The sequence below is a fragment of the Nonomuraea sp. NPDC051941 genome (assembly GCF_044593615.1).
The window spans coordinates 34,968-57,231 of record NZ_JBIUCF010000067.1 but is presented as its reverse complement, the minus strand read 5'-3'; the positions used below and the strand labels follow the sequence as shown (position 1 = coordinate 57,231).

Genomic DNA, 22,264 nt, shown 5'->3' with positions numbered 1-22,264 from the left:
ACACCGCAGTGCCAGCCCTACGGCTAACGCACGGCGAGCTCCAGAAGTTTCATCCGGCCTCGCACGCGGGCACGTTTCCCTTGCCCGTGCGCAGCACGTCGAGCGCGAGCACCGCGTCATGCAGCGTGTCGGCCCTGACCAGCCGGAGCCCGTCGGGCACGGCTTGCATGGCCTCGGCGCAGTTGTCGGCGGGCGTCAGGAAGACCGTCGCGCCGGAGTCTTTCGCGCCCACCATCTTCTGGGCGATGCCGCCGATCGCGCCGACTTCTCCCGACGGCTGGATCGTGCCGGTGCCGGCGATCCGCTTGCCGCCGGTGATCTCACCGGGCGTCAGCTTGTCGACTATGCCGAGCGAGAACATCAGCCCCGCGCTCGGCCCGCCGACGTCGCCGACGTTGATGTCGACGTCGAACGGGAACTTGTACTTGGCCTGCATGACCACGCCCACGAGGGTCTGCCCCTTGGGCCCGGCCACGGTGGGCACCGTGACGTCGAGCTTCTGGCCTCCCCTGGTGACGGAGAAGGCCACGTTGTCGCCCGGCTTGTGTGCCTTGACCGCGTCGCCCACGACGTCGACGTCCTTCGCGGGCTTGCCGTCCACGGAGTTGATCTCGTCGCCCTTCAGCAGCTTGCCGTCGGCGGGCCGGCCCTTTTCCGTGGAGACCACGGTCACGACCATGTTGAAGGGGATCTTGAGCTCGCTGAGGGCGGCGGCCCTGGCGGAGTCCTGGGAGTTGGTCATCTCGACCGTGTTCTCCTCCTCGACCTCCTTGGGGTCGCGGTTGGGAGCGAAGATGGTCTCCTGCGGGACCACCGCCACGGTCGGGTCGATCCAGCCGCGCAACGCCGTCAGCAGGTCGATCTGGGCGGCCGGGCCGCCTTGGTAGGCCACCGTGACCAGGCTCAGCGCACCGCTGGTCGGGTAGGTCTCCCGCCCCTTGATCGAGATCACGGGCTTCTTGTCGACCTCGCCGATCGTGTTCTCGGTCGGGCCGGGGCTCAGCACGACGTACGGGACCGGACTGAACGCGCCCACCACGCCGAGCGCGAGCACAAGGAATCCCGCGAGCAGAAGGGTCAGGGCGCGTCGTGACATGTCGATGAGCTTATTCGCCGGCGCCGACCCATTCGGTCTCACCGTCGGCGAACACCTGGTGTTTCCAGATGGGGACGTTTGCCTTCAGGTCGTCGATCAGCCGTCTCGAAGCCTTGAACGCCTCGTCCCTGTGGGGTGCGGCCACCGCGACGATGACGGCCGCCTCTCCCAGCTCCAGGTCGCCCACGCGGTGGACGGCGGCCAGCGCCGTCACGGGGAAGTCGGCGGCCACCTTCTCGGCGACCTGCCGCAGCTCGGCCTCCGCCGAGGGGTGGGCCGAGTAGGAGAGCCTGGTCACCGGTTTTCCGTGGTCCTGCTCGCGCACGGTGCCCACGAAGAGGGCGGTGCCGCCGGCGGCGTGGTCGCCCACGGCGGCCAGCACCTCGTCGACGGAGAGCGCGGTATCACGAATGCCGAGCAACCGGATGACGTCCACGCAAAGAGCCTACCAACAAGAAATCCGCCCGCTGGACTCCCGAAACGCCGTCGTACCTGGTCAAGGCCGGGTTGACGGCGGATTTCTCAGCCGCGCCGCTTCTTGCGCACCTGGCGGACGATAGCGGCGGTGCCGATGACGGCCACGGTGGCGCCGGCCGCGGTGAGCGTAGCCTCCTTGACGGGCAGGCGCCGGCCGACCACGGTCGTCCTGTTCTCGCGCAGCTCCAGGAGCTCCTCGAACGCGGCCTCGTTCGTCCACGAGGGCTTCCAGCCCGCCTCGCGCAGCGCCGTGCAGTCGACGACCCACGGGTAGACGACGTAGTGCAGGTCGGTCGCCGGGGCCGGGGTGATGCCGAGCCGGTGGAGGCGCTGGGCCGTGCTGAACGTCAGCCCCGCGGGCAGCTCGAACCTGCGGATGCTCGACAGCTCCTCGACCTGCTCCTGCTCCATCCATCCGTCGGAGCCGACGGCGACCACGCCCGTGACGGCGCCGCGGGCGGCCAGGTCAAGTGCCGAGACCAGGTCGTCGATGTGGCAGAACTGCCAGCGCGGGTTGCAGCCCTTGACCGTCAGCAGCCTGGGGGACTCGAAGTGACGGGTGATGACGGTGTCCACTCCCGGGCCGACGACCGCGGCCGGGCGCAGCACGGTGACCTCCAGACCGGGGTGGCTGCGCAGCGACCGGCGTACCAGGGACTCGATCTCCAGGTAGTCGCCCACGACGCCGGTGTCGGGCTCGGCCGCCACAGGGGCGTCTTCGGGCAGGGGCACCTCGTTGTCGGGCGCGGCGCCGTACACCATCGCGCTCGTGACCAGCACCACACGCCGCACGCGCGCCGCCGCGCAGGCGGTCAGCACCGTCTGGGCGGCCCGCAGGTTGTACGCGCGCCGCTCGGACGGGTCGGAGTCGACGGCGTAGTCACCGGCCAGATGGACCAGGACGTCGATGTCGGAGATCCGGTTCGCCAAGAGCGGATCCCGTACGTCGATCACTCTCCACGTGGCTTCCCCGACATCACCGCGCTCCTCGTCAATGGCCACCACCCTGCGGAAATCCGCGGAGGATACGAGCCTCGCGAGCAGCTCTCGGCCTATGCCGGAGGCCGCTCCGGTGACGGCTACTACGGGTTGGCTCGGGCGTTTCGAGGTAGGCACCAGGTCCTCACTTTGCACTGATCCGCCGTAGGACGACTAACGTGGCGGATGTGGACTCCTCCATCCTGCACGAGGTAGAGCGGTGACTGACCTGCCAGGTCGCGAAAACGACCCTAACGAGAACCCGTTCGCCATGTTCGGCAACCCTGAGCAGATGGCTCAGGCGATGCGCCAGTTCGCCGACATGCTGTCGGCGCCTCAGGGTTCAGGCCCTGTCAACTGGGACATGGCGAAGAACATCGCCCGGCACGCCGTGGTCGCCCAAGGCGATCCGAGCGTCATGGAAGGCGAGCGCCGTCAGATCGTCGACGCGCTGAGCCTGGCCGACCTGTGGCTGAACGAGGCGACGACGCTGCCGAGCGGCGTGTCCAACCCGCAGGCCTGGAGCCGGTCCGAGTGGATCGAGAACACCATCCCGGTCTGGCGCAAGCTCTGCGAGCCGATCGCGGAGCGCATGGTCGAGACCATGGGCGGCGCGCTGGGCGGATCCGGGCTGCCTCCCGAGGCCCAGCAGATGGCCGGTCCGCTGCTCGGCATGCTCAAGCAGATGGGCGGCATGATGGTCGGCCAGCAGATCGGGCAGGCGATCAGTTCGCTGGCCCGCGAGGTGGTCGGCACCACCGACATCGGCCTGCCGCTGTCCGACACGGCCGCGCTGCTGCCCGGGGGCATCTCCTCGTTCAGCGAGGGGCTGGAGATCCCGGCCGACGAGATCCGGCTCTACCTGGCGCTGCGCGAGGCCGCGCACCACCGGCTGTTCCAGCACGTTCCGTGGCTGCGCTCCCACCTGCTGGGCGCGGTCGAGGAATACGCCAAGGGCATCACGGTCGACACCTCGGCGCTCGAGGAGCAGATCCGCGGCCTCGACATCAACAATCCCCAGGCGATCCAGGAGGCGCTGAGCGGGGGCAACCTGCTCAAGCCCGAGGAGACCGAGCGGCAGAAGGCCGCTCTGGCGCGGCTGGAGACGATGCTCGCCCTGGTCGAGGGGTGGGTGGCCACCGTGGTCGACCAGGCCGCCGAGGGCAAGCTGCCCTCCGCCGTGGCGCTGGCGGAGACCGTACGCCGGCGGCGCGCGACCGGTGGGCCCGCGGAGCTGACGTTCGGCACGCTGGTGGGGCTGGAGCTACGGCCCCGGCGGCTGCGTGAGGCGGCGGCGCTGTGGCGCGCGCTGGAGAGCGAGCGCGGGCTCGAGGGGCGCGACGCGCTGTGGGGCCACCCCGATCTCATGCCGACGGCCGACGACCTCGACGATCCCGACGCGTTCGTACGCGGTGAGGCGGCCTGGGACATCTCCCAGCTGGAGGCGAAGCCGGACGACGAAGGTGACAAGGGCGACAAGGGCGACGAGAGTTGAGCCTGCACGGCGACGCGGTGGCGGTGCTGTCCGCGTGGAGCGCGCCCACGCCCGAGGAAGAGGCGTTGCGCCTGGAGTTCCTGGAGCATTTGCGTGCGCATGATGACGCGATGCTGCGGGAATGCGTACCGGGGCATCTGACGGCGACGACGGCGGTGTTGTCGCACGACGGCACGCAGGTGCTGCTCACGCTGCATCCGAAGGCCAAGAAGTGGCTGCCCATGGGTGGCCACTGCGAGATTTCCGACATGTCGCTCGTGGATGTTGCTCTGCGGGAAGCATGGGAGGAGTCGGGAATTTCCGGGCTTGAGCTGCTGCCCGGGCCGCTCGCGGTCGACAGGCACGAGGTGTGGTGCCATCCCCCGTACAGCTGGCATCTCGACGTCGAGTACGCGGCCGTGGCCCCGCCCGGCGCCGAGGCCGTGATCAGTGACGAGTCGCTCGACCTGCGCTGGTTCCCCGTGGACGCGATCCCCGAGCTGTCCGACGAGGCGACGCGGCGGCTGGCCGCACGTGGACAGGCGGCTCTTGGCTCGGGCTCACGCGCGTTTGGCTAGAGTCTTTTGCGTCGTTCCAAATAGGGGGCTGCGTGGAGACTTCTGCCGTCGGCGGCACGATCGTGACACCCGGGCGCAAGCGCCGGAGGTTCCCCGCGACTACTTTGACCTGGCTGGCCGTGACCCCGTTCGCGGCGTGGGCCGTGGTGCGGGTGGCCGGTCTGGAGCGGGGGTCGCTGCCCACGCAGATCATGACCGCCACCCCGTACGCCGCGGCCGGCTCGCTGGTCCCGCTCCTGATCGCCGCGGTCGGGCGTAAGCGGGCGGCGACCGCCGTCGCGCTGCTGGCCACGACCGCACTCGGCTTCAGCGTGCTGCCCAGGGCTCTGGGCAGGGCGGAGGCCACCACGGGCAGGCCGCTGAAGGTCATGACGATCAACATGCTGTTCGGCCGGGCCGACACTGCGACGATCATGAAGCTGGTACACGAGTTCCAGCCCGACGTGCTGAGCACGCAGGAGCTCACCCCCGGGGCGGTCACCGACCTCGACGAGGCCGGGCTCAAGGAGCTGATGCCGTACCGCGTACTGCAGGACGAGTGGAGCGCCGGCGGGAGCGGGCTCTACTCCAGGCATCCGGTGGAGCCGCTGTGGAACCTGATGCCGCCGGTCGGGCACCAGATGCCCGCCGCGCTGATCTCGCTGCCGGGCGGGAAGCCGATCGAGTTCATCGACGCGCATCCGTTCCCACCGCTCGGGCCCCAGGTCATCGAGTGGAACGAGGCCATGGCGGCCTTTCCCTCCACTTCCCCCGACCGGATCCGGATCATCGCGGGTGACTTCAACGCCTCCCTCGACCACGCCGCCCTGCGCGGGCTGCTGGCTCGCGGCTACAAGGACGCGGCCGGCACCGTGGGGGCCGGGCTGATACCGACGTGGCCGGCGAACAAGCGGGTGCCGCCGATCATCACGATCGACCACGTACTGGTGGACGAGCGGGTGGGGGTGAAGGAGGTCAGCGTGCGCGACGTGCCGAGGACCGACCACCGGGCGGTGCTGGCCGAGCTCACCGTGCCCTGATCAGCGCCCTGGTGCTTTCCCAGCCTTCCAGGCCGGGGTCGAGGCGTTCGACGTCTTCGGGGGTGCGCAGGCGGTGCCAGCCCGGGGTGGTGGCGACCTTACGGGGGCCCGGGGCCTGGGCGCGCAGGGTGGCCACGATCCGCTCGTCGTCGAGGTCGGGGTCCGCCCAGGTGGGCGGGGGGAGCGCGCAGGCCATGGCCACGGCGCCGCCGTTCTCCGCCGGGCAGATGGTGATCTCGGCCCTGCCGAGCTCCCTGAACAGCTTGCCGACGAGGAGGGGCGGCAGGTCGGGCGCGTCCGCGCTGATCACTGCGACTTGGTCGGCTTTGAGGCGCTGAAGGATGATTTTTAGCGGTTCGTCGTCTTTTATCGTGATTACTTCGGTGCCCGGCCAGACGATCTCCTCCAGCTCTGGAACGCTGGTGATCAGGACCGGGGTGACGAGCTCCAGCCCTGCGACCATCTCGTAGGTGTCCTCCGCCACCGCTTCGAGGAAGCGTGCGGGATCCACGCCCGGGGGCGCCGCCTGTGCCATGCGCTGTCGTACCAGGACCGCGGCGATGCGCGTCAACACTCCTCCGGTGCCGTCTGGGCCGCGGCCGAGAATCCCTCCAGAAACCCGCGCGCGCGTTCTGCCTTGGGATACTGTTCTACCAGCGCCCAGAACTTGGCACCGTGGCTGGGCACCAGCAGATGCACCAGCTCGTGGATGATCACGTAGTTGATGACCCATTCGGGCAGGCCCTTGAGCCTGGTCGAGATCCTGATCGTGCCGTTCTCGGGGGTGCACGAGCCCCATCGGTGCTGCTGGTTGTCGACCCAGCGCACGCTCGCCGGCTCCGCCATGCCGTTGAGGAATTTCGCCGACAGTTCTCTGGCTCGTTCGAGCAGCGCCTCGTCGGTGGGCCTTCGTCGGCGTTCCTTCGCAGCCAGCCGATCGAGCATCCGGCTCACCCATTCATCTGCGTCTTCGCCACTCAGCCAGGCGGGCAGGAGCACGATCGTCTTGTCGCCGTCGCGGTAGGCGGAGACCGTACGCCGGCGACGAGAACTGCGACGAACCTCGACTGTCTCGGGGGGCACATATGCACGGTAGCCGACCCTGGCGAAATTCCACAGAGGGTGGACGTTGTTTCTGCTGGTCAGATGATTAAGAGCCGGTGAATTTGGGCATGCGGCGTTTCCCGATGGGCGTCGAGCGCCTGATCATGCGGGTGGAGGCCGTGGTCATGGGCCAGACGGAAGATTCCCACCTCAGCACGGCTTCCAAGCCTTGATGGTCTTGGTTCTGGGGTAGTTTGCGGGGTCTTGTGGTGATGGGAGCGTTCTAAATGATCTTCATTCCGGCCCCTCGAGCTTCCGACATTCGGTCATTTTTCGGGAAAGCTTGATTTACCAGACCTTTTATCTAGCGATCCCCCTCAGCCGCCCTCCTTGGCCGCGTCACGCCCCTGCGTTTGGAACCCCGAGGCCACCCTTTCGTGCCCCAAGGACCACTCCCTCACCCCAACCACCCGCACCACACCATCCGGCAGCCACCGTCCGAGACCACATTCCGACCCCCAAGGGCCCCTCCCTCACCCCAACCACCCGACAGCCACCGTCCGAGACCACGTTCCGACGCCCGCCACACGGCTCACCCGCAACCGCCCCCAGCCCTCCCTGGCCAACCGGGTGGGTGACCTTGCCCGTCATCAACGGGATATGCCGCCCATCGGTGCTCTGACCTGCTTGCTTCCACAGGCGCCTTCACGACCCGTAGTTATCCACAGCCATCACCGAACCCCCTCGGGATCTTGCTCCGGCATGGAACCCTTCCCGCCATGAGGCCACGTGTGAAGCCCGCCCTCCGGCGCATCATCCGCGACAAGCACACACTCCAGTACGGCGCGCACCCTCTCCGGGCCGTCCTGCTGAGCGGCCTGACCCAGGCCGTCCGTCGATGGATAGAGAGCCTCGACGGCACCCGCGACCTGGAGTGCGTCCTGAACGACGCGGCCGCCGCCGGCCTGGACGAGATCCGCGCCCGCTCCCTGCTGGATCAGCTCGCCGCCCAAGGCGCTCTCCACGACGCCGCCACCAGCCCCGCGCCGATCGCCGACCTCTCCCTGGCCGAACGGGACCGCCTGCGACCGGACCTTGACGCCCTCGACCTCGCCTCGACCGCCCCCGACGGCGCGATCGGCCTCATCGCCCGCCGCCGCGAGCGGCGGGTGCGCGTGTATGGGGCGGGCCGGGTGGGCGCCCAGGTGGCCGCCCTGCTCGCCGCCTCCGGAGTCGGCACCATCCGGATCCTCGACCCGTCCACGGCACGCCCGTGCGACATCACACCGGGCGGCCTGACGTGGGCGGAGGTGGGCCTCCCTCGTGAGGTCGGCGCCGCGATGGTCGCCAGGCGACTCACCTCAGGCGGCCGCACCCCCACGGAGCGGCGCAGTCCGGCCGCCTCCCCCGACACCGCACCTCCCGCCCCCTTCCACACCGCCCCACCTCAGCCCACTGCCACCGTCCCACCCCAGCCCACTGTCGGCACCGCCCGACCTCAGCCCACCGTCGGCACCGCCGCGGCCCAGCCCATGGCCACCGCCGCCACCGTCCCACCCCAGACCACCGCTGGCACCGCCGCGGCCCAGCCCATGGCCACCACCGGCGCCAACCCACCCCAGACGATCGCCACCACCGGCACCGCCACGCCCAAACCCATCGCCACCACCGGCACCAACCCAGGCAAGCCCATCGCCATCGCCGGCACCGGTTCCACCCCCGCAAGCGACAACCCCCGCGACACCGCAAACGGCCCCCGCACCCAAGGAACCCCGACCGCCCAGCCCGCCCAACCCCAATGCCCGCAAGCCGGGAAAGGTCCTCGCACCACCCGAGCTACACAAGGCACCCACATCTCCCAAACCGAGGACGACGAGAGCGCGTGGCGGCCGTCCATCAACGCGATGGCGGGAGGCCCCTACCTCGGGGATCAGTCGGACCGCCCCGACCTCGTCATACTCACACCCGTCGCCCCTCTCGACGGGGTGCTGGTCAACGAGTTGACCTCGCTCGGGATCCCGCACCTCCTGGCCTCGGCCTTCGAAGGGCACGGGACCGTGGGCCCGCTGGTCATCCCGGGGAAGACGGCGTGCCTGCACTGCCTGGACCTGACGCGGCGGGATCGCGACCCGATGTGGCCGATCGTCACCGCCCGGTTGGGTGGCTATCCGCCGGGCGAGATCGCCTGCGACGTCACCCTGGCGGCGCTGGTCGCGGCGGCGGTGGCGGGCCATGCGCTTGCCTACCTTGATGGCAGAGAGTCGGCTGTGACCAACGGCACAATGGACGTAACACCTGATTGGCGCTGGAAAAGACGGTCGTGGGCCATACATCCGCAATGTCGTTGTATGCGAAACAATCCATATTCGCTAAGAATGGTCATGTCTCCTAACCGCGACTGACGTGCTCAGAGGATGACCATGAAGGGGGGAAGCGGCATCTCGTCGAGGTTCCGCGCATGAGGGTGAGCGATCTTCCGCGCCGTGCTGTCACGCGTTCCGCCAAGCTGGCCGCCCTTCCGCTCGGTTTCGCCGGCCGCGCCGCTCTCGGGCTGGGCAAGCGGCTCGGCGGCAAGTCTGCGGAGATCGTGGCTCAGGAGGTTCAGCAGCGTACGGCCGAGCAGATCTTCAAGGTGCTCGGCGAGCTCAAGGGCGGCGCGATGAAGCTCGGGCAGGCGCTGTCCATCTTCGAGGCGGCGCTGCCGCAGGAGATCGTCGGTCCCTATCGAGCCACGCTGACCAAGCTTCAGGACGCCGCTCCCCCGCTGCCCGTGTCCACCGTCCACAAGGTGCTCACCGAGCAGCTGGGTGACGACTGGCGGGAAAACTTCCTGTCGTTCGACGACCAACCGACGGCCGCGGCGTCCATCGGCCAGGTGCACAAGGCCGTGTGGCACGACGGCAGGGAGGTGGCCGTCAAGATCCAGTATCCGGGGGCGGGCAAGGCCCTGCTCGGCGACTTCGCGCAGCTGGCGCGGCTGGGCAAACTGTTCGGCGTGCTGCTGCCTGGCCTCGACGTGAAGGCCGTGCTGGCGGAGCTGCGCGAACGGGTCGCGGAGGAGCTCGACTATCTCCGGGAGGCCGAGGCCCAGCACGCCTTCGCGCTGGAGTTCAACGATGATCCCGACTTCCACGTCCCCGATGTGGTCGCGGCCAACGAGCTGGTGCTGGTCAGCGAGTGGATGGACGGCACCCCGCTGTCCCGCGTCATCACCGAGGGCACCAAGGAGCAGCGCGACCGGGCGGGATTACTCTTCGTACGCTTCCTCTTCTGCTCCCCCGCGCGGGTCGGGATGCTCCACGCCGACCCGCACCCGGGCAACTTCCGCATGCTGGCCAACGGCAAGCTCGGAGTCCTCGACTTCGGCGCGGTCAATCGCCTGCCGGGGGGTTACCCCAAGGCGTTCGGGCGGCTGACGAGGATCTTCAACGAGGGCGACATGGAGACCGTCACGGCGGGCCTGCGCCGGGAAGGCTTCATCCGCAGCAACATAGAGATCGATCCGGACGCGCTGCGGGCCTTTCTCGCGCCGTACGTGGAGCCCACGGCGGTGGAGGAGTTCACGTTCAGCCGGGAGTGGCTGCAGGCCCAGGCCGCGAGCGTGGCGGATCTGCGGCCCACCAACGTGGTCCGCCAGCTCAACCTGCCTGCCTCGTACGTGCTCATCCACCGGGTCCACGCGGCGGGCATCGGCGTCCTGTGCCAGCTGGGCACCACGGCGCGCTTCCGCGACGAGGTGATCCGCTGGGTTCCCGGCTTCGCCGATGATCCCAACGACGAGGCCCTGGCCATCGGTTGATCGTCCCGGCCCTTGGGGCTGATCCGGCGGCTTGTTGGCGGGCCGCAAGGATTTTACTGAACATCAGGTTAACTTCTGACTTCGCTGTGTAATGATACGAGTGCAAGCCGTTACCAACGCGAAAGGATCCACATGCGCCGATCCGCGCGCCTGCTCACCACCTCCGCGGACCCACTCGCTCCCCCACCCCCCATGGCACGGGTAGCACGAACGCGGTCAGGCCGGCATGAGCTCGCGCACGGTTCGGCGTCATGGTGCCTGAAGTGAGTGCGGCGCCCCGATGTCCGTGACCGATCCGGCTTCCGGAACGGCCCGTCCGGGTCCGTGACCTCCGGCCGGCTCGGTCCACAAGGCCCGTGCATGTGCCCGTGCCATGCTCGGTGATCCCACCGGCGCTGATGGTCAGCACACCCCCTCCAGGGTGCTGAGCCGGCGCCGGTGGGTGAGCAACACGGCACATCCCCCGGCAGTGTCGAACCGACGCTGAGAGCCGAGCACCAGGGCACATCTTCCGGCAGCGTCGAACTGAGGCCAGGAGCCACGCACCAGGACACGCCTTCCGACAGCACCGAGCCGAGGCCGAGAGGCGAGCATCAGGACACGCCTTCCGGCAGTGTCGAGCCGAGGCCAGGAACCACGCACCAAGACACGTCCCCGTCTTTCGGTGCCGACATCAGGGTCAGTGGACGGGCAGCAGCAGGGCACGTCGTCCGACGATTCCGAACCCATGCCGACGAGCGGCCCGTCCGGGGCTCGATCTCCCAGACGGGTCGTTCGTGTCTTGGTGTCGTCTATGAGCGGTCGAAAGCGGGCGTGTGGGTGAGGGGGCCGCCGGTCGGCGCCTAGGGGGACTTTCTCGCAGGTCAGGGCACCGGAACCGTTATGGCAATGCGAGGCGTGGCCTGTAGGCGTCACGGGCGACCGTGCCCGCGGACGCTACCTGCCGGTGGGTACCGGTGCCCGAGTTCCGGGCAGTCACCAGGCAACGGGGCCAAGGCGGTCGATGAAGATGCCGGTTGGCCCGTCGGCGTCGATCATTGCGAGCTTGACGATCGGGTCGGTGCCCTCGGTGACCGTCAGCTGGCCGGTGTGATGGTTCATGTCGGTGGCGGCGAACTTGCGGTTGGCCACTTCTCCGGGAGTGACCAGGTTGAATTTGATCTCTGGGAGCGCCTGGGCGTACCGGACGGTGATCATGTTCAGTGCTGCCTTCGACGAGCTGTAGGCGAGCTCGTGCATCTTCGAGGCGGGCTGCTCCGGATCGGTCACGACCGCGAAGGCACCGACGGCGCTGGACACCATCACCACCCGCGGATTGTCCGCCGCCTGCAGCAAGGGAAGGAACGCGTGCGTGACCCTGATCGGTCCGTACACGTTGGTGTCGTAGACGGAGTGAATCTCGTCAGCCGTCGCGTCCGCAGGCGCGACGACGCTTCCCGGCGCGCCGGCGTTGTTGATCAGCACATCCAGTCGGTCGGTGTGCTCGCGAACGAGCCGTACCGCGTCCTTCACCGACTCGTCCGAGGTCACGTCCAGGGGGACCATGACCACGTTCGCGCCGCCGTCGGTCAGCTTGGCGGCGGCCACCCGCCCTCGCTCTTCGTCGCGCGAGCCGAGGAAGATCGTCCAGCCCTGCTCCCCGAGCCGCCTGGCCGCCTCAAAACCGAGCCCCTTGTTGGCGCCGGTGATCAGCACTGTGGTCTGTTCCGAGTTCGTCATGCCCTCTGAGACGAGACGCCCCGCTGGGCTGTGACACGGTGTGAGCGTCCTCACGATCGGGAGCCCCTTACGGGCCGGTGGCGGGTATCAGCCTGCCGGCGGGGTGAGGACGTGCCCGAGATGGCCGTACGCACGCGATGTCACTGGCGAGGGTTGCTGTCTCGTCTAGGGGGTGCAGGCAATTCTCTGTCAAGGAGTGGACGATGAACCTCGCGTTGTGGATCGCTGCCGGGCTGCTGGCCGTGGTTGCGGTGAGCGGCGGGATCAGCAAGACGTTCGTGCCCAGGGAGAAGCTGGCTGTGCTCCGTGGTGGGGGATGGACCGCGGACGCCAGCGCCGGCTTCGTCAGGGCCCTGGGCGTCCTTGAGCTCCTGGCCGCGGTGGGCTTGATCGTGCCCGCCGTGCTCGGCATCGCGCCGGTTCTGGTGGCGGTGACCGCGGTGTGCTGGGTCCTGCTGATGGTCGGCGCGATGATCACCCACGGCCGACGTGGGGAAGCCGCGTTTGTGGTGCTGAATCTGATCTATTTCGCGGTTGCGATGTTCGTCGCGTGGGGCCGCTTCGGTCCCTGGGCCTTCACCGGCTGACAGGCGACGACGCACAGTTTCCGATCTTCTGACCCCGGCCCGCAGAGGGGCCGGTGGTCGTTCACGTGGGGAGATGATCATGCGAGTGTTCGTGGCAGGCGGGAGCGGAGCTGCCCCATCTGGCGGAGCGTGCGGGAGCGAAGTGGCCGAAGTGGGTGCCCGTATGGCCGACCCGGCTGCTGGGCGGGCAGGTGGTGGTGACGATGATGGGCGAGGGGCGCGGCTTGTCCGATGCCAAGGCCAAGCGGGAGCTCGGCCGGCAGCTGCGCTGCCCCTCGTGATGGCAGGGTTTCAAGGAGGAGTTGGCATGAGCAGGGCCGAGGAGTTTCAGGGGCTGCGGCCGTTGTTGTTCTCGCTCGCCTACCGGATTCTGGGCAGCGTGAGCGAGGCCGAGGACGCGGTTCAGGAGACCTGGCTGCGCTTCGAGGCCACCCCGACCGAGCCCAGGTCGACCAAGGCGTTCCTGTCGGCCGCGGTGACCCGGATCTCCATCGACGTGCTGCGCTCGGCCCGCGTCCGGCGGGAGGAGTACGTGGGGCCGTGGCTTCCCGAGCCGCTGCTCGCCGACCCGTACCAGGACCCGGAACGGTCGGCGGAGCTGGCCGACTCGTTGTCGATGGCGGCCCTGCTGCTGCTGGAACGGCTCAGCCCGCTCGAGCGCGCGGTCTTCGTGCTGCGGGAGGTGTTCGACTTCGGCTTTCCCGAGGTCGCGTCGGCCGTGGGGCGCTCGGAGGCGGCGTGCCGCCAGCTGGCGGTACGGGCGCGGCGCCATATGGCCGCAGGCCGGCCCCGCTTCGAGGCGGACCGCAAAGAGCGGGACGAACTGGCGTCGCGGTTCTTCGACGCTCTCCGCGAAGGCGACGTCGTCGGGCTGCAGAACCTGCTGGCTGCCGACGTGTCGATGGTCGGCGACGGCGGCGGAAAGGCCCCGCAGCTGGCCAAGGCCGTCATCGGCGCCCAGAACGTGGCCCGGCTGCTCGCCTCTGCCTTCCCTCGGATGGCTCTGATCGGCGTGACGGGCGAGCCGCACGAGGTCAACGGCCAGCCGGGGGCGATCTTCCGCGACCGGGACGGCAAGGTGCTCCACACCCTGACGCTCGACGTACTCGACGGGCAGATCCAGACGATCCGCGCGGTGATCAACCCCGACAAGCTCGGGCACCTGGGCACGGTGGCGGACGCCTGGGCAGTCGACCGGGAAGTAAGACAGGCACGCCGGCCCACGGAATAGCCGCGACTACCTACTGCACGTCGAGTGGGTCGTGAATTGTCAGCCCGCTGTGGATTTCTTGGCTGTGGCGGCCTGAGTCTTGGCCGGCCGGTAGGAGTCGGTGCCGTTCGCGAGGGGCCTTCTTCCCGCGGTGCCGACATCACGGCAGGCGGCCGGGCGCCGCTTCCGCGGTCGTTCAGGTGAGGCCCATGAGGAGGGCGTGGACGCCTTCGGTGAGTACGCGCTCGCCTTCCTCGCGTGAGTTCAGGAACCAGCCCGGTAGCGGGCTGCGGAGTGAGCAGGTCAGCTCGATGCTGACGATGCCGTGGATCGTGGTCCACACCAGGTACGCCGCACGTATCGGGTCGTTCGACTGGATGAGCCCGGCCTGGGCCGCGGCCGAGGTGGCTTGGGTGAGGAGGTCGAAGGTGAGGTTGAGGGCGTCGTTCCGGCGCTGGGGTGACGGGTCGAAGTCGGGAAGCGGGCGCTCGAACATCAGCGCATAGAGAGCGGGATCCGCCAGCGCGAACTCCCGGTAGCCGCGTGCCACCGCCATGATCCGGGCCAGCGGGTCGGCGTGGCCGTTCAGTGACGAGGTCATGGCGTCGTGGAGGAGGCTGAAGCCGTACTCGTAGATCGCTTCCAAGAGGCCGGAGCGGCTGCCGAAGCAGGTGTAGATGCCCATGGTGGAGGTGCCCGCGACGTCCGCGACACGGCGGAGGGTGAGGTGGAGGGCGCCCTGTTCGCGGAGAACACGCATGGCCGCGTCGAGCAGGCCCTGGCGCAGCGCGCCGAGTTCTTTCGGGGTGCTTACGTCTCTCGGCACGCTCTCACCATATCCGGCGATAACGCGCATCATAACGAGCGTTATCGCTTGATATCACCGAGAGAAAGGGCTCCAGAGATGGGTGTCTACCGGGTCACGGCGGCGGCCGGGTTCGTGTGCGCCGTCCTGCTCGTGGTGAACTCGGCCCGGCGCGCCGGGCTGCTGCCTGAGACGGCGTTCACGCACGCCATCGCGCCGTTCGGGGCGCTGACGGGTCTCCTCGCGATCACCGGCATCTACCTGATCGTTCGGGGTACGGCAGGTGGTCTCGGACTCATCGGGTACGTGCTCAACTCGGCCGGGCTGGCCGGGGCGTTCGCCATCGAGTACATCCTGCACTTCGTCTTCCCCTACCTCGGCGGGGGCACGGTCAGCGAACTGCTGGCGGGGAGCACGGGGCGGGCATTCCTCGTCACGTCGGCCGTGCTGTTGGCGGGGGTGCTGACCTTCAGCGTGGCGGCGATCAGGAGCGGGGCCATGCCTGCGGTCGGGGTGGTGCTCTATGCGGCGGGGATGGTTCCGGGGTCGTTGCGGAACGTGGTGCCGGTGCCGGTCTACTTGGCCGGGCTCGTGGTGGCGGCGATCGGGGTCGCCTGGATGGCGGCCCGGCTGTGGCGGGCGGAGGAGGAGTTCGTCGCGCATCCGTCACGGACGACGGGTGTACGGCCGACGGCCTGAGCGATCATCGGTGGCGGCTCCGGGGATGCGTCACCCGAAGGCGATGGCGTCCGACAGGCCCCGCACTGCGGGCGCGGCCTGCGGGGTCCGGGCTGCGGGGTCCGGGGGTCCGGGCTGCGGGGGTCCGGGCTGCGGGGTTCGGGGGGCGGGGTTCGGGGTCCGGGGCTCGGGGTGCGGGCGGCGAGGATCGGGGGCGTAGCTGTACGCGGAGAGCCGGGCGCTTCGGGCGCCCGGCTCTCTGAAATGGGATCTGCGGGGAGATCCTGCGCCGGCGGCAGGATCTCCCCGGTCAGACCTGGCGGCTCAGGGCTTCGCGGAGGCGGTCGTTCGCCCGCTGGACCTTGCGCCGCGCACGCTGCACACGGGTGACGCGCGCGATGAGGCGTTGCTCCTCCGCCTCGCGGTGGAGGGTTTGTATTCGGTCACTCACCAGGTCATGGATGAGATCCGGCACTGCTCGGCTCCTCGTGATCTGAGTGCTCATTGGTTTGTTCGCTTTCTGGTTGAAGGTGCGGTGTTCAGGCAGCGACCGGGTGCTTGCGGGGACGCCCGCGCGGACGCTTACGGGGAACGATCTCTCCCCTGAGGATGAGTTCGCCGCCCCAGACGCCCCACGGCTCCTCGCGCTCGAGCGCGCGGGCCAGGCAGGCCTTCTGGATCGGGCAGCCGCCGCAGAGAGCCTTGGCGAACTCGACGTCCTCCGGCGACTCGGCGAACCACAGGTCAGGGTCGGTACGGCAGGGGATCTTGGCTTCGTCGATCAGGTCCATGATCGTCTTCGCCCCCATCTGCTTTCTCCTTTTGTTCAGATCTTTTTGATCTTGGTCGGACACCTCGTAGGTGGTCGGGAATCACGGACAAATAAGTAAGGCCGCGGATCCGTGTGCAGGATCCGCGGCCTGGGGGCTGTCTACGCCGGTCAGGTTATGACCGGTGTATCCCTCCAGGGTTGCGGACCCCACAGTCCACCATTGGTGAGCTGGTAAGCCGGCAGTTCGATACGTGCGTGGTAGACAGGAGCAGCTGGCGTGGCAGCCCCGAAGTGGGCGCGCGCGCCGTAGGCGGCAGCCTGGCTACGGGCAGACTTCTCCTGCCGCAGCTTGGTGGGACCATCGACGAGTCTCACCGAGTTACGGCATGCGGAAGCGAGCCATTGCGTGGCTGGCATCTGAATGCTGATCACGGTGACTCACCTCCACTCTCTGGATCGTCGGAACAGTAGTGTCCGACTCGCTTGACCATGACCCTAAACCGGGAAGCCGGGAAGGGGCAACATATTTTCTACCTGCGATTTTGTTACATTGACCGCGCCTGGCGGCCTATTGCACGCGGCGTGTCGGCACTATTTCGTCAGGCGGATCATGGCCTCTTGGACGACCGAGACCACGAGCTCACCCGAGGCAGTGAACATCTCGCCGCGTGCGAGTCCCCGAGCTCCCCCCGACCAGGGGGATTCCTGAGCATAGAGCAACCAGTCGTCGGCCCTGAAGGGGCGGTGGAACCACATGGCGTGGTCCAGCGAGGCGCCGGAGACGTTGGAGGCGCCCCAGGCCATGCCGTGGGCCAGCAGGATCGTGTCGACCAGCGTGAAGTCGGACGCGTACGCGGCCAGCACCACGTGCAGGAGCGGGTCGTCCGGCAGGTCGGCGTGGTAGCGGAACCACACGTTGGTCTCGGCGCTGCGCAGGTCGGGGTTCTTGAACGCCTCCCAGGTGAGCGGCGAGACGTACCTGGCGTCCACCGGGCGGGGGCGCGAGAACCACTCGCGGAGCTCGGGGTGGTCGCCGACCGCCTCGAACATCCGCTCCCGGAACGTGGGGAGCGTCTCGGGGTCGGGCACCTGCGGCATGACGGACGCCTGATGCGTCACGCCCTCCTCGGCGATGTGGAACGACGCCGACATCGTGAAGATCGCCTTGCCGTGCTGGACGGCGACGATCCTGCGGGTGGTGAACGAACGGCCGTCGCGGAGGCGGTCGACGTTGTAGATGATCGGGATGGAGGGGTCGCCCGGGCGGATGAAGTAGGCGTGCAGAGAGTGGACGTGACGGTCCTTCGGCACCGTACGGCCGGCCGCCACGAGGGCCTGGGCCGCCACCTGACCACCGAAGACGCGCTGGATGCGTTCCTCCGGGCTCCGTCCCCGGAAGATGTCGAGCTCGATCTGCTCCAGGTCGAGCAGATCCAGCAGCTCCTTCAGCGCCTCGTTCACGTGTCCGTCCCCCTTGGGCTCTCGGGTGTTGGGGACAAGTCTGACGTGCCCCTTATATGGGACTAAAGCGGGGCTGTCAGTCGGCACGACAGAGAGACAGGACGGCCTCGCCGTAGCGGTCCACCTTGATCTTGCCGATGCCCGCTATCGACAGCAGCTCCTGCTCCGTGGAAGGCGCGCGCTCCGCGATGGCCTGGAGGGTCACGTCCGTGAAGACGACGTACGGCGGGACCTTGGCCTCCTTGGCGGTGGCGGTGCGCCAGGCCTTCAGGCGTTCGAGGAGGGCCTCGTCGTAGTCCGCCGGGCACGTGGAGCAGCGCCCCAGCTTCTGCTCGGCGGCCGCCACCAGCGTCTTCGCGCACACCCGGCAGCTCACCGGCGCCGCCACCGCACGCCGTTCGCGGGGTGCGGTCGAGACGCGGGGCGGGATCGCGGAGGAGGCGCGGGAGCCGAGACCGTCGAGGAAACGGGAGGGACGGCGGGTCCTGCGGGCACCGGGGGCGCGGGCGCCGGCCCAGGAGAGGGAGAGGTGCTCCCGGGCGCGGGTGACACCCACGTAGAGGAGGCGGCGCTCCTCCTCGATCTGCTCCGGGGACTCGGCGTAGATGATCGGGAGCATGCCGTCGGTCAGGCCGACCAGGAAGACGGCGTCCCACTCCAGGCCCTTGGCGGCGTGGAGCGAGGCCAGGGTGACGCCCTCCACGGGCGGGGCGTGCTGCTCGGAGGCCCGGCGCTCCAGCTCGGCCACGAACGCGGGCAGGTCGGCGCCCTCGGCCGCCATATCCTCCGCCAGGTCCGCCAGCGCCTTCAGGGACTCCCACTTCTCCCTGGCCTTGCCGCCGCCCGGTGGGGACGGGGTCAGGCCGATGCCGGTCAGGATGTGGTGGACCTCGGCGGCCAGCGGCTCCCCGGCATAGGCGCGGGCGGCGCCGCGCAGGAGGACGACCGCCTGCCGGACCTCCGGGCGGTCGAAGAAGCGCTCGGCGCCGCGCAGCACGTACGGGATCTCGGCCTTGGACAGGGCCTCCTCGTACGCCTCCGACTGCGAGTTGACGCGGAACAGGATCGCGATCTCCCGCGAAGGCATGCCCTTGTCCAGCAGCTTCCTGATCGCGCGGGCCGCACCCGCGGCCTCGGCGGGCTCGTCGTCGTAGTCGGAGATCGACGGCTTGGGGCCGTCGGGACGCTGGGCCACCAGGTCGAGCCGGTGCGGGGATCTGACGATCAGCCGGTTGGCCAGCTCGACCACCTGCGGGGTCGAGCGGTAGTCGCGCACCAGCTTGATGACGGCGGCGTCGGGGTGCTCGACCGCGAAGCCCGTCAGGTAGCGCGGGGTGGCGCCGGTGAAGGAGTAAATCGTCTGGTTGGGGTCGCCGACCACGCAGAGGTCGTCGCGGCCCCCGAGCCAGGTGTCGAGCAGGAGCTTCTGCAGCGGGTTGACGTCCTGGTACTCGTCCACCACGAAGTAGCGGTACTGCTGGCGGATCTGCCCCGCGACCTCCTTGTGCTCGGTCATCACGGCGGCGGTCAGCTCGAGGATGGTCTCGAAGTCGACCAGGTGGCGTTCGCGCCTGATCTGCTCGTACGCCTCATAAAGGCGAGCGACCTCCTCCGGCGGGACCGGGGGCGTGCGGTGGTATTTCGCCGCGGCCGTCACGTAGTCCTCCGGCCCGATCTGGGTGACCTTGGCCCACTCGACCTCGGCCGCGATGTCCCGCAACTCGGACCGATCCGGAGTTTTCCGGACTTGGCGGCAGGCCTCCGCCAGCACCGGGAGCTTGGACTCGATCACCGAGGGCGCCGCGCCGCCGATGACTTTCGGCCAGAAGTAGGTGAGCTGCCGCAGCGCCGCCGCGTGGAACGTGCGGGCCTGCACGCCGGGCGCCCCGAGCGCGCGCAGCCGCTGGCGCAGCTCCCCCGCCGCGCGAGTGGTGAACGTCACAGCGAGCACGCTCTGCGCGTCGACCACCCCGCTGCGGACCGCGTGCGCGATGCGATGGGTGATCGCCCTGGTCTTGCCGGTGCCCGCGCCGGCAAGCACGCACACCGGACCGCGCACCGCCTCGGCCACCGCGCGCTGCTCGGGGTCGAGACCGGCCAGGACGTCATCCATGTTGTTCACCCGTTCATACTCTCAGGTGTAGCGGACAGCCTCTTTATTCTGGCAACATGCGGGCCGACGTATGTTCATAGCCACCAGATGCAAAGAACCGGTCTCTTCCCTCACAATGGGTCCGACCATCTGCATGGGGGAAAGGAAGGCCGTGCGAACTGCGGTTTTCGCGGGCGTGCTCGCGCTCGCTGCCGTCGTGCTCACACCCGTGGCCGCCAGCGCCAACAAGGAGCCGACGCCCGGCCCCACCGATATCGTCGACCAGTACGGTCTCGGCGACTTCGCCTCCGAGACCGTCTCGTACGGCCCCCAGGCACGTCAAGCCATGGACGTCTGGTGGACGCCCGACGGCCAGCAGCGCCCCGGTGTGTTCCTGATCCACGGCGGCTGGTGGTCGGGCGGCGACAAGCGCTACATGAAGGAGATCGTCCGCCAGTACGCCGAGCTGGGCTACACGGTCTTCAACCTCAACTACCGGCTCTCCGGCGACGCGGCGTGGCCCGCTCAGCGGTCGGACGCGCTGGCTGCCATCGCGCTGGCCCGCAAGCACGCCGAGCGGTGGGCGTTCGACCCGAGCAACTACGTGGTGGTGGGCTTCTCCGCCGGCGGCCACATCGCCGCGGCCGTGGGCACGTACGGCGACGGCATCTCCGGCCTCAAGGGCGTCGTGGGCCTGTCGCCGATCATCTCGCCGCTGCGCGCCTACTCCGACGGCGAGAAGTCCGACGACCCCAACAAGCGCAAGCTCCGTACGGCCGCCATCCGCCTGGCCGGGGGCTGCGCGCCCAAGGGCAAGTGCTCGCGGGTCTGGGCCAGCATGGAGGTGGCCTGGCACGCCAGCCGCAAGGACGCGCCGATGCTGACCGTGCACTCCAAGGACGAGTTCGTGCCGCCGCTGCAGAGCCAGGTGCTCAAGACGATGCTGGGGCAGGTCGGCGTGCCCGTGACGGTGATCACCCAGCCGGGCATCAACCACAGCAACCCGCTCTATCGCGAGCCCGGGGTGGCCGAGCAGGTGCAGGCCTGGATCGCCGAGCGCATCGGCTGAGCGCCCGAGGCGGGACACTCCCGCCTCAGGAATGAACTTGCACAGTCCGGTTGTTGCAAGGAGCGCCTATTTTCCCGATCTCCGGAGGGATCTCCCGACATGGCGCTCACCGTCTACAGCACCACCTGGTGCGGCCCCTGCAAGCGGCTCAAGTCCCAGCTCACCCGCGAGGGCATCAGCTTCAAGGACATCGACATCGAGCGCGACCCGTCGGCGGCCGAGTTCGTGATGAGCGTCAACAACGGCAACCAGGTGGTGCCGACCGTGGTGATCGACACCCCCGGCGGCCGCGTCGTGCGCACGAACCCTTCAGCTCTCGAGGTCAAGGCCCTGCTCGGGGCCGCCTGATCACCAGTCGCCGGTCAGCTCGCCGCCGTACCAGGTCTCGATCAGGCGGCGGGCGATCGACACCGGCGGGGGCAGGCGCAGCTCGCCGGACTCCAGCGCTCGCGCCAGCTCCTCGCGCGAGAACCAGCGGGCCTCGGCGATCTCCTCGGCGTCCGGCGTGAGCTCGGTCGAGATCGCCTCGGCGAAGAAGCCCAGCATGAGGCTGCGCGGGAACGGCCAGGGCTGGCTGCCGAGATAGCGCGGGCGGACGACGGTGACGCCGACCTCCTCCGCCACCTCACGGGCGACGGCGTGCTCCAGCGACTCCCCCGGCTCCACGAACCCCGCCAGGATCGACAGCCGCCCCTCCGGCCACTGCGGGCCGCGGGCGAGCAGGCAGCGGTCGTCCTCGTCGCGGACCAGCATGATCACCGCGGGGTCGACGCGGGGGAAGTGCTGGCTGCCGTCCTGCGGGCAGACGCGGATGTGCCCGCCGGCCCGCACGTCGGTGCGGGTGCCGCAGCGCGGACAGTATTCGTGGGTCGTGTGCCAGGCCTCCAGCGCCACCGCGTAGACCAGCAGGCCGGCGTCGCGGTCGCCGAGCAGGCCCCCGACCTGGCGCAGCCCGGCCGCCACCGCCTCGCCCTCGGGCGTGTCGCGCAGGCTCATGGGCACCGTCACGCGCCCGTTGACGTCGCCTCCGGGGCCGCTGGGCAGCGGCGCCGCCACCGCGAAGTAGGCCACACCGTCCTCGACCCCGAGCAGGTAGCGCTCGCCCGGCGGCGCGTCGGCCGGCGCGTAGAGCACCGCCTGCACCGCGTCTCCCGACCGCCGCACCAGCGTGTGACCGTCGTCGATCACCAGCACCCTGGTCGACGGATCGGTCCACGCCTGCTCCAGCCACTGCTCGTTGGCCCGCAGCGCCGAGGATCTGTCGATGGTGCCGCGTGCCAGAAGCAGAGGCCCGATGAGTTGCTCTTCCGCGGTCGTCTCCACAGGCCGTCCCCTCCCGAAATCCCCTGTCATCCTATGACCTCGCAGTTAGCCGGCGATTACGGTATCCGGGCCCCGGGGTGATC

At 69.2% G+C, this 22,264-nt stretch carries 23 protein-coding genes; 11 read left to right on the top strand and 12 right to left on the bottom strand.

Annotated features, from left to right (window positions below; all coding sequences use genetic code 11):
- Positions 1–49: 49 nt before the first annotated feature.
- The 3 genes from ACIHFD_RS60375 to ACIHFD_RS60365 all read right to left on the bottom strand — a co-directional run bounded on the left by ACIHFD_RS60375 (position 50) and on the right by ACIHFD_RS60365 (position 2,692).
- Entirely contained in the window at positions 50–1,096 is a 1,047-nt protein-coding gene (locus ACIHFD_RS60375; RefSeq protein WP_397374643.1) for a PDZ domain-containing protein, read from the bottom strand.
- A 10-nt stretch (positions 1,097–1,106) separates the two neighbouring features.
- Complete coding sequence (locus ACIHFD_RS60370; protein WP_397374642.1) at positions 1,107–1,532, bottom strand: molybdenum cofactor biosynthesis protein MoaE; 426 nt, start codon at positions 1,530–1,532, stop codon at positions 1,107–1,109.
- Positions 1,533–1,618: 86 nt separating this feature from the next.
- The gene (locus tag ACIHFD_RS60365; RefSeq protein WP_397374651.1) at positions 1,619–2,692 is read right to left on the bottom strand and encodes an NAD-dependent epimerase/dehydratase family protein; all 1,074 of its coding nucleotides are present in this window, start codon (positions 2,690–2,692) and stop codon (positions 1,619–1,621) included.
- Between the two features lie 130 nt (positions 2,693–2,822).
- Between ACIHFD_RS60365 and ACIHFD_RS60360 the strand changes: the two genes are divergently transcribed.
- Genes ACIHFD_RS60360 through ACIHFD_RS60350 form a run of 3 tightly spaced genes read left to right on the top strand, consistent with a single transcriptional unit; the run spans position 2,823 to position 5,622 of the window.
- Positions 2,823–4,046: a zinc-dependent metalloprotease gene (locus ACIHFD_RS60360; RefSeq protein ID WP_363971099.1), complete on the top strand. Its 1,224-nt coding sequence runs from the start codon at positions 2,823–2,825 to the stop codon at positions 4,044–4,046.
- Positions 4,043–4,603, top strand: a complete 561-nt coding sequence (locus ACIHFD_RS60355; protein WP_397374641.1) for an NUDIX hydrolase — start codon at positions 4,043–4,045, stop codon at positions 4,601–4,603. The genes ACIHFD_RS60360 and ACIHFD_RS60355 overlap by 4 nt, the downstream gene beginning before the upstream one ends.
- Positions 4,604–4,635: 32 nt before the next feature.
- On the top strand, positions 4,636–5,622 hold the full coding sequence (locus ACIHFD_RS60350; protein ID WP_397374639.1) for an endonuclease/exonuclease/phosphatase family protein: 987 nt from the start codon (positions 4,636–4,638) through the stop codon (positions 5,620–5,622).
- Here the strand turns inward: ACIHFD_RS60350 and ACIHFD_RS60345 are convergent.
- On the bottom strand, positions 5,609–6,193 hold the full coding sequence (locus tag ACIHFD_RS60345; protein ID WP_397374638.1) for a hypothetical protein: 585 nt from the start codon (positions 6,191–6,193) through the stop codon (positions 5,609–5,611). The genes ACIHFD_RS60350 and ACIHFD_RS60345 overlap by 14 nt on opposite strands.
- Positions 6,190–6,705, bottom strand: coding sequence for a M48 family metallopeptidase (locus ACIHFD_RS60340; protein ID WP_350725375.1), 516 nt, complete (start codon positions 6,703–6,705; stop codon positions 6,190–6,192). The genes ACIHFD_RS60345 and ACIHFD_RS60340 overlap by 4 nt, the downstream gene beginning before the upstream one ends.
- Before the next feature lie 752 nt (positions 6,706–7,457).
- Here ACIHFD_RS60340 and ACIHFD_RS60335 point away from each other — a divergent pair.
- The gene (locus ACIHFD_RS60335) at positions 7,458–9,068 is read left to right on the top strand and encodes a hypothetical protein (RefSeq protein WP_397374637.1); all 1,611 of its coding nucleotides are present in this window, start codon (positions 7,458–7,460) and stop codon (positions 9,066–9,068) included.
- A gap of 62 nt (positions 9,069–9,130) precedes the next feature.
- A complete protein-coding gene (locus ACIHFD_RS60330) occupies positions 9,131–10,465 on the top strand; it encodes an ABC1 kinase family protein (protein ID WP_397374650.1) in 1,335 nt (444 codons plus the stop codon).
- Between the two features lie 975 nt (positions 10,466–11,440).
- On the opposite strand, the gene ACIHFD_RS60325 is transcribed toward ACIHFD_RS60330, so the two are convergent.
- Complete coding sequence (locus ACIHFD_RS60325; RefSeq protein WP_397374635.1) at positions 11,441–12,160, bottom strand: SDR family NAD(P)-dependent oxidoreductase; 720 nt, start codon at positions 12,158–12,160, stop codon at positions 11,441–11,443.
- A gap of 227 nt (positions 12,161–12,387) precedes the next feature.
- Here ACIHFD_RS60325 and ACIHFD_RS60320 point away from each other — a divergent pair, with 227 nt between their 5' ends.
- The 3 genes from ACIHFD_RS60320 to ACIHFD_RS60310 all read left to right on the top strand — a co-directional run bounded on the left by ACIHFD_RS60320 (position 12,388) and on the right by ACIHFD_RS60310 (position 14,002).
- Positions 12,388–12,771 carry a DoxX family protein gene (locus tag ACIHFD_RS60320; protein ID WP_397374634.1) on the top strand — a complete coding sequence of 128 codons (384 nt, stop codon included), beginning with the start codon at positions 12,388–12,390 and terminating at the stop codon, positions 12,769–12,771.
- A 155-nt stretch (positions 12,772–12,926) separates the two neighbouring features.
- Entirely contained in the window at positions 12,927–13,052 is a 126-nt protein-coding gene (locus tag ACIHFD_RS60315) for a hypothetical protein (protein ID WP_397374632.1), read from the top strand.
- 26 nt (positions 13,053–13,078) lie between these two features.
- A complete protein-coding gene (locus ACIHFD_RS60310; protein WP_397374631.1) occupies positions 13,079–14,002 on the top strand; it encodes an RNA polymerase sigma-70 factor in 924 nt (307 codons plus the stop codon).
- Between the two features lie 175 nt (positions 14,003–14,177).
- Here the strand turns inward: ACIHFD_RS60310 and ACIHFD_RS60305 are convergent, their stop codons facing one another.
- A complete protein-coding gene (locus ACIHFD_RS60305; protein WP_397374630.1) occupies positions 14,178–14,807 on the bottom strand; it encodes a TetR/AcrR family transcriptional regulator in 630 nt (209 codons plus the stop codon).
- Positions 14,808–14,885: 78 nt separating this feature from the next.
- Here ACIHFD_RS60305 and ACIHFD_RS60300 point away from each other — a divergent pair, with 78 nt between their 5' ends.
- Positions 14,886–15,485, top strand: a complete 600-nt coding sequence (locus ACIHFD_RS60300) for a hypothetical protein (protein ID WP_397374629.1) — start codon at positions 14,886–14,888, stop codon at positions 15,483–15,485.
- A gap of 289 nt (positions 15,486–15,774) precedes the next feature.
- On the opposite strand, the gene ACIHFD_RS60295 is transcribed toward ACIHFD_RS60300, so the two are convergent.
- The 4 genes from ACIHFD_RS60295 to ACIHFD_RS60280 all read right to left on the bottom strand — a co-directional run bounded on the left by ACIHFD_RS60295 (position 15,775) and on the right by ACIHFD_RS60280 (position 19,810).
- Positions 15,775–15,939, bottom strand: coding sequence for a hypothetical protein (locus ACIHFD_RS60295; protein ID WP_397374628.1), 165 nt, complete (start codon positions 15,937–15,939; stop codon positions 15,775–15,777).
- A 64-nt stretch (positions 15,940–16,003) separates the two neighbouring features.
- A complete protein-coding gene (locus ACIHFD_RS60290) occupies positions 16,004–16,273 on the bottom strand; it encodes a WhiB family transcriptional regulator (protein ID WP_397374626.1) in 270 nt (89 codons plus the stop codon).
- 554 nt (positions 16,274–16,827) lie between these two features.
- Positions 16,828–17,697, bottom strand: a complete 870-nt coding sequence (tesB, locus tag ACIHFD_RS60285; RefSeq protein WP_363971040.1) for an acyl-CoA thioesterase II — start codon at positions 17,695–17,697, stop codon at positions 16,828–16,830.
- 76 nt (positions 17,698–17,773) lie between these two features.
- Positions 17,774–19,810: an ATP-dependent DNA helicase UvrD2 gene (locus ACIHFD_RS60280; protein ID WP_397374648.1), complete on the bottom strand. Its 2,037-nt coding sequence runs from the start codon at positions 19,808–19,810 to the stop codon at positions 17,774–17,776.
- A 151-nt stretch (positions 19,811–19,961) separates the two neighbouring features.
- Here ACIHFD_RS60280 and ACIHFD_RS60275 point away from each other — a divergent pair, with 151 nt between their 5' ends.
- Complete coding sequence (locus ACIHFD_RS60275; protein WP_397374624.1) at positions 19,962–20,858, top strand: alpha/beta hydrolase; 897 nt, start codon at positions 19,962–19,964, stop codon at positions 20,856–20,858.
- A gap of 99 nt (positions 20,859–20,957) precedes the next feature.
- Positions 20,958–21,206, top strand: a complete 249-nt coding sequence (locus tag ACIHFD_RS60270) for a glutaredoxin domain-containing protein (protein ID WP_364241892.1) — start codon at positions 20,958–20,960, stop codon at positions 21,204–21,206.
- On the opposite strand, the gene nudC is transcribed toward ACIHFD_RS60270, so the two are convergent.
- Entirely contained in the window at positions 21,207–22,181 is a 975-nt protein-coding gene (gene nudC, locus ACIHFD_RS60265; protein WP_350725396.1) for an NAD(+) diphosphatase, read from the bottom strand.
- Between the last annotated feature and the right edge of the window lie 83 nt (positions 22,182–22,264).

Excerpts from the sequence above, each read along its gene's own strand:
- ACIHFD_RS60375 (WP_397374643.1), bottom strand. The coding sequence starts at position 1,096 with ATGTCACGACGCGCCCTGACCCTTCTGCTCGCGGGATTCCTTGTGCTC.
- ACIHFD_RS60360 (WP_363971099.1), top strand. The coding sequence starts at position 2,823 with ATGTTCGGCAACCCTGAGCAGATGGCTCAGGCGATGCGCCAGTTCGCC.
- ACIHFD_RS60280 (WP_397374648.1), bottom strand. The coding sequence starts at position 19,810 with ATGGATGACGTCCTGGCCGGTCTCGACCCCGAGCAGCGCGCGGTGGCC.
- ACIHFD_RS60320 (WP_397374634.1), top strand. The coding sequence starts at position 12,388 with ATGAACCTCGCGTTGTGGATCGCTGCCGGGCTGCTGGCCGTGGTTGCG.
- ACIHFD_RS60270 (WP_364241892.1), top strand. The coding sequence starts at position 20,958 with ATGGCGCTCACCGTCTACAGCACCACCTGGTGCGGCCCCTGCAAGCGG.
- ACIHFD_RS60290 (WP_397374626.1), bottom strand. The coding sequence starts at position 16,273 with ATGGGGGCGAAGACGATCATGGACCTGATCGACGAAGCCAAGATCCCC.
- ACIHFD_RS60310 (WP_397374631.1), top strand. The coding sequence starts at position 13,079 with ATGAGCAGGGCCGAGGAGTTTCAGGGGCTGCGGCCGTTGTTGTTCTCG.
- ACIHFD_RS60300 (WP_397374629.1), top strand. The coding sequence starts at position 14,886 with ATGGGTGTCTACCGGGTCACGGCGGCGGCCGGGTTCGTGTGCGCCGTC.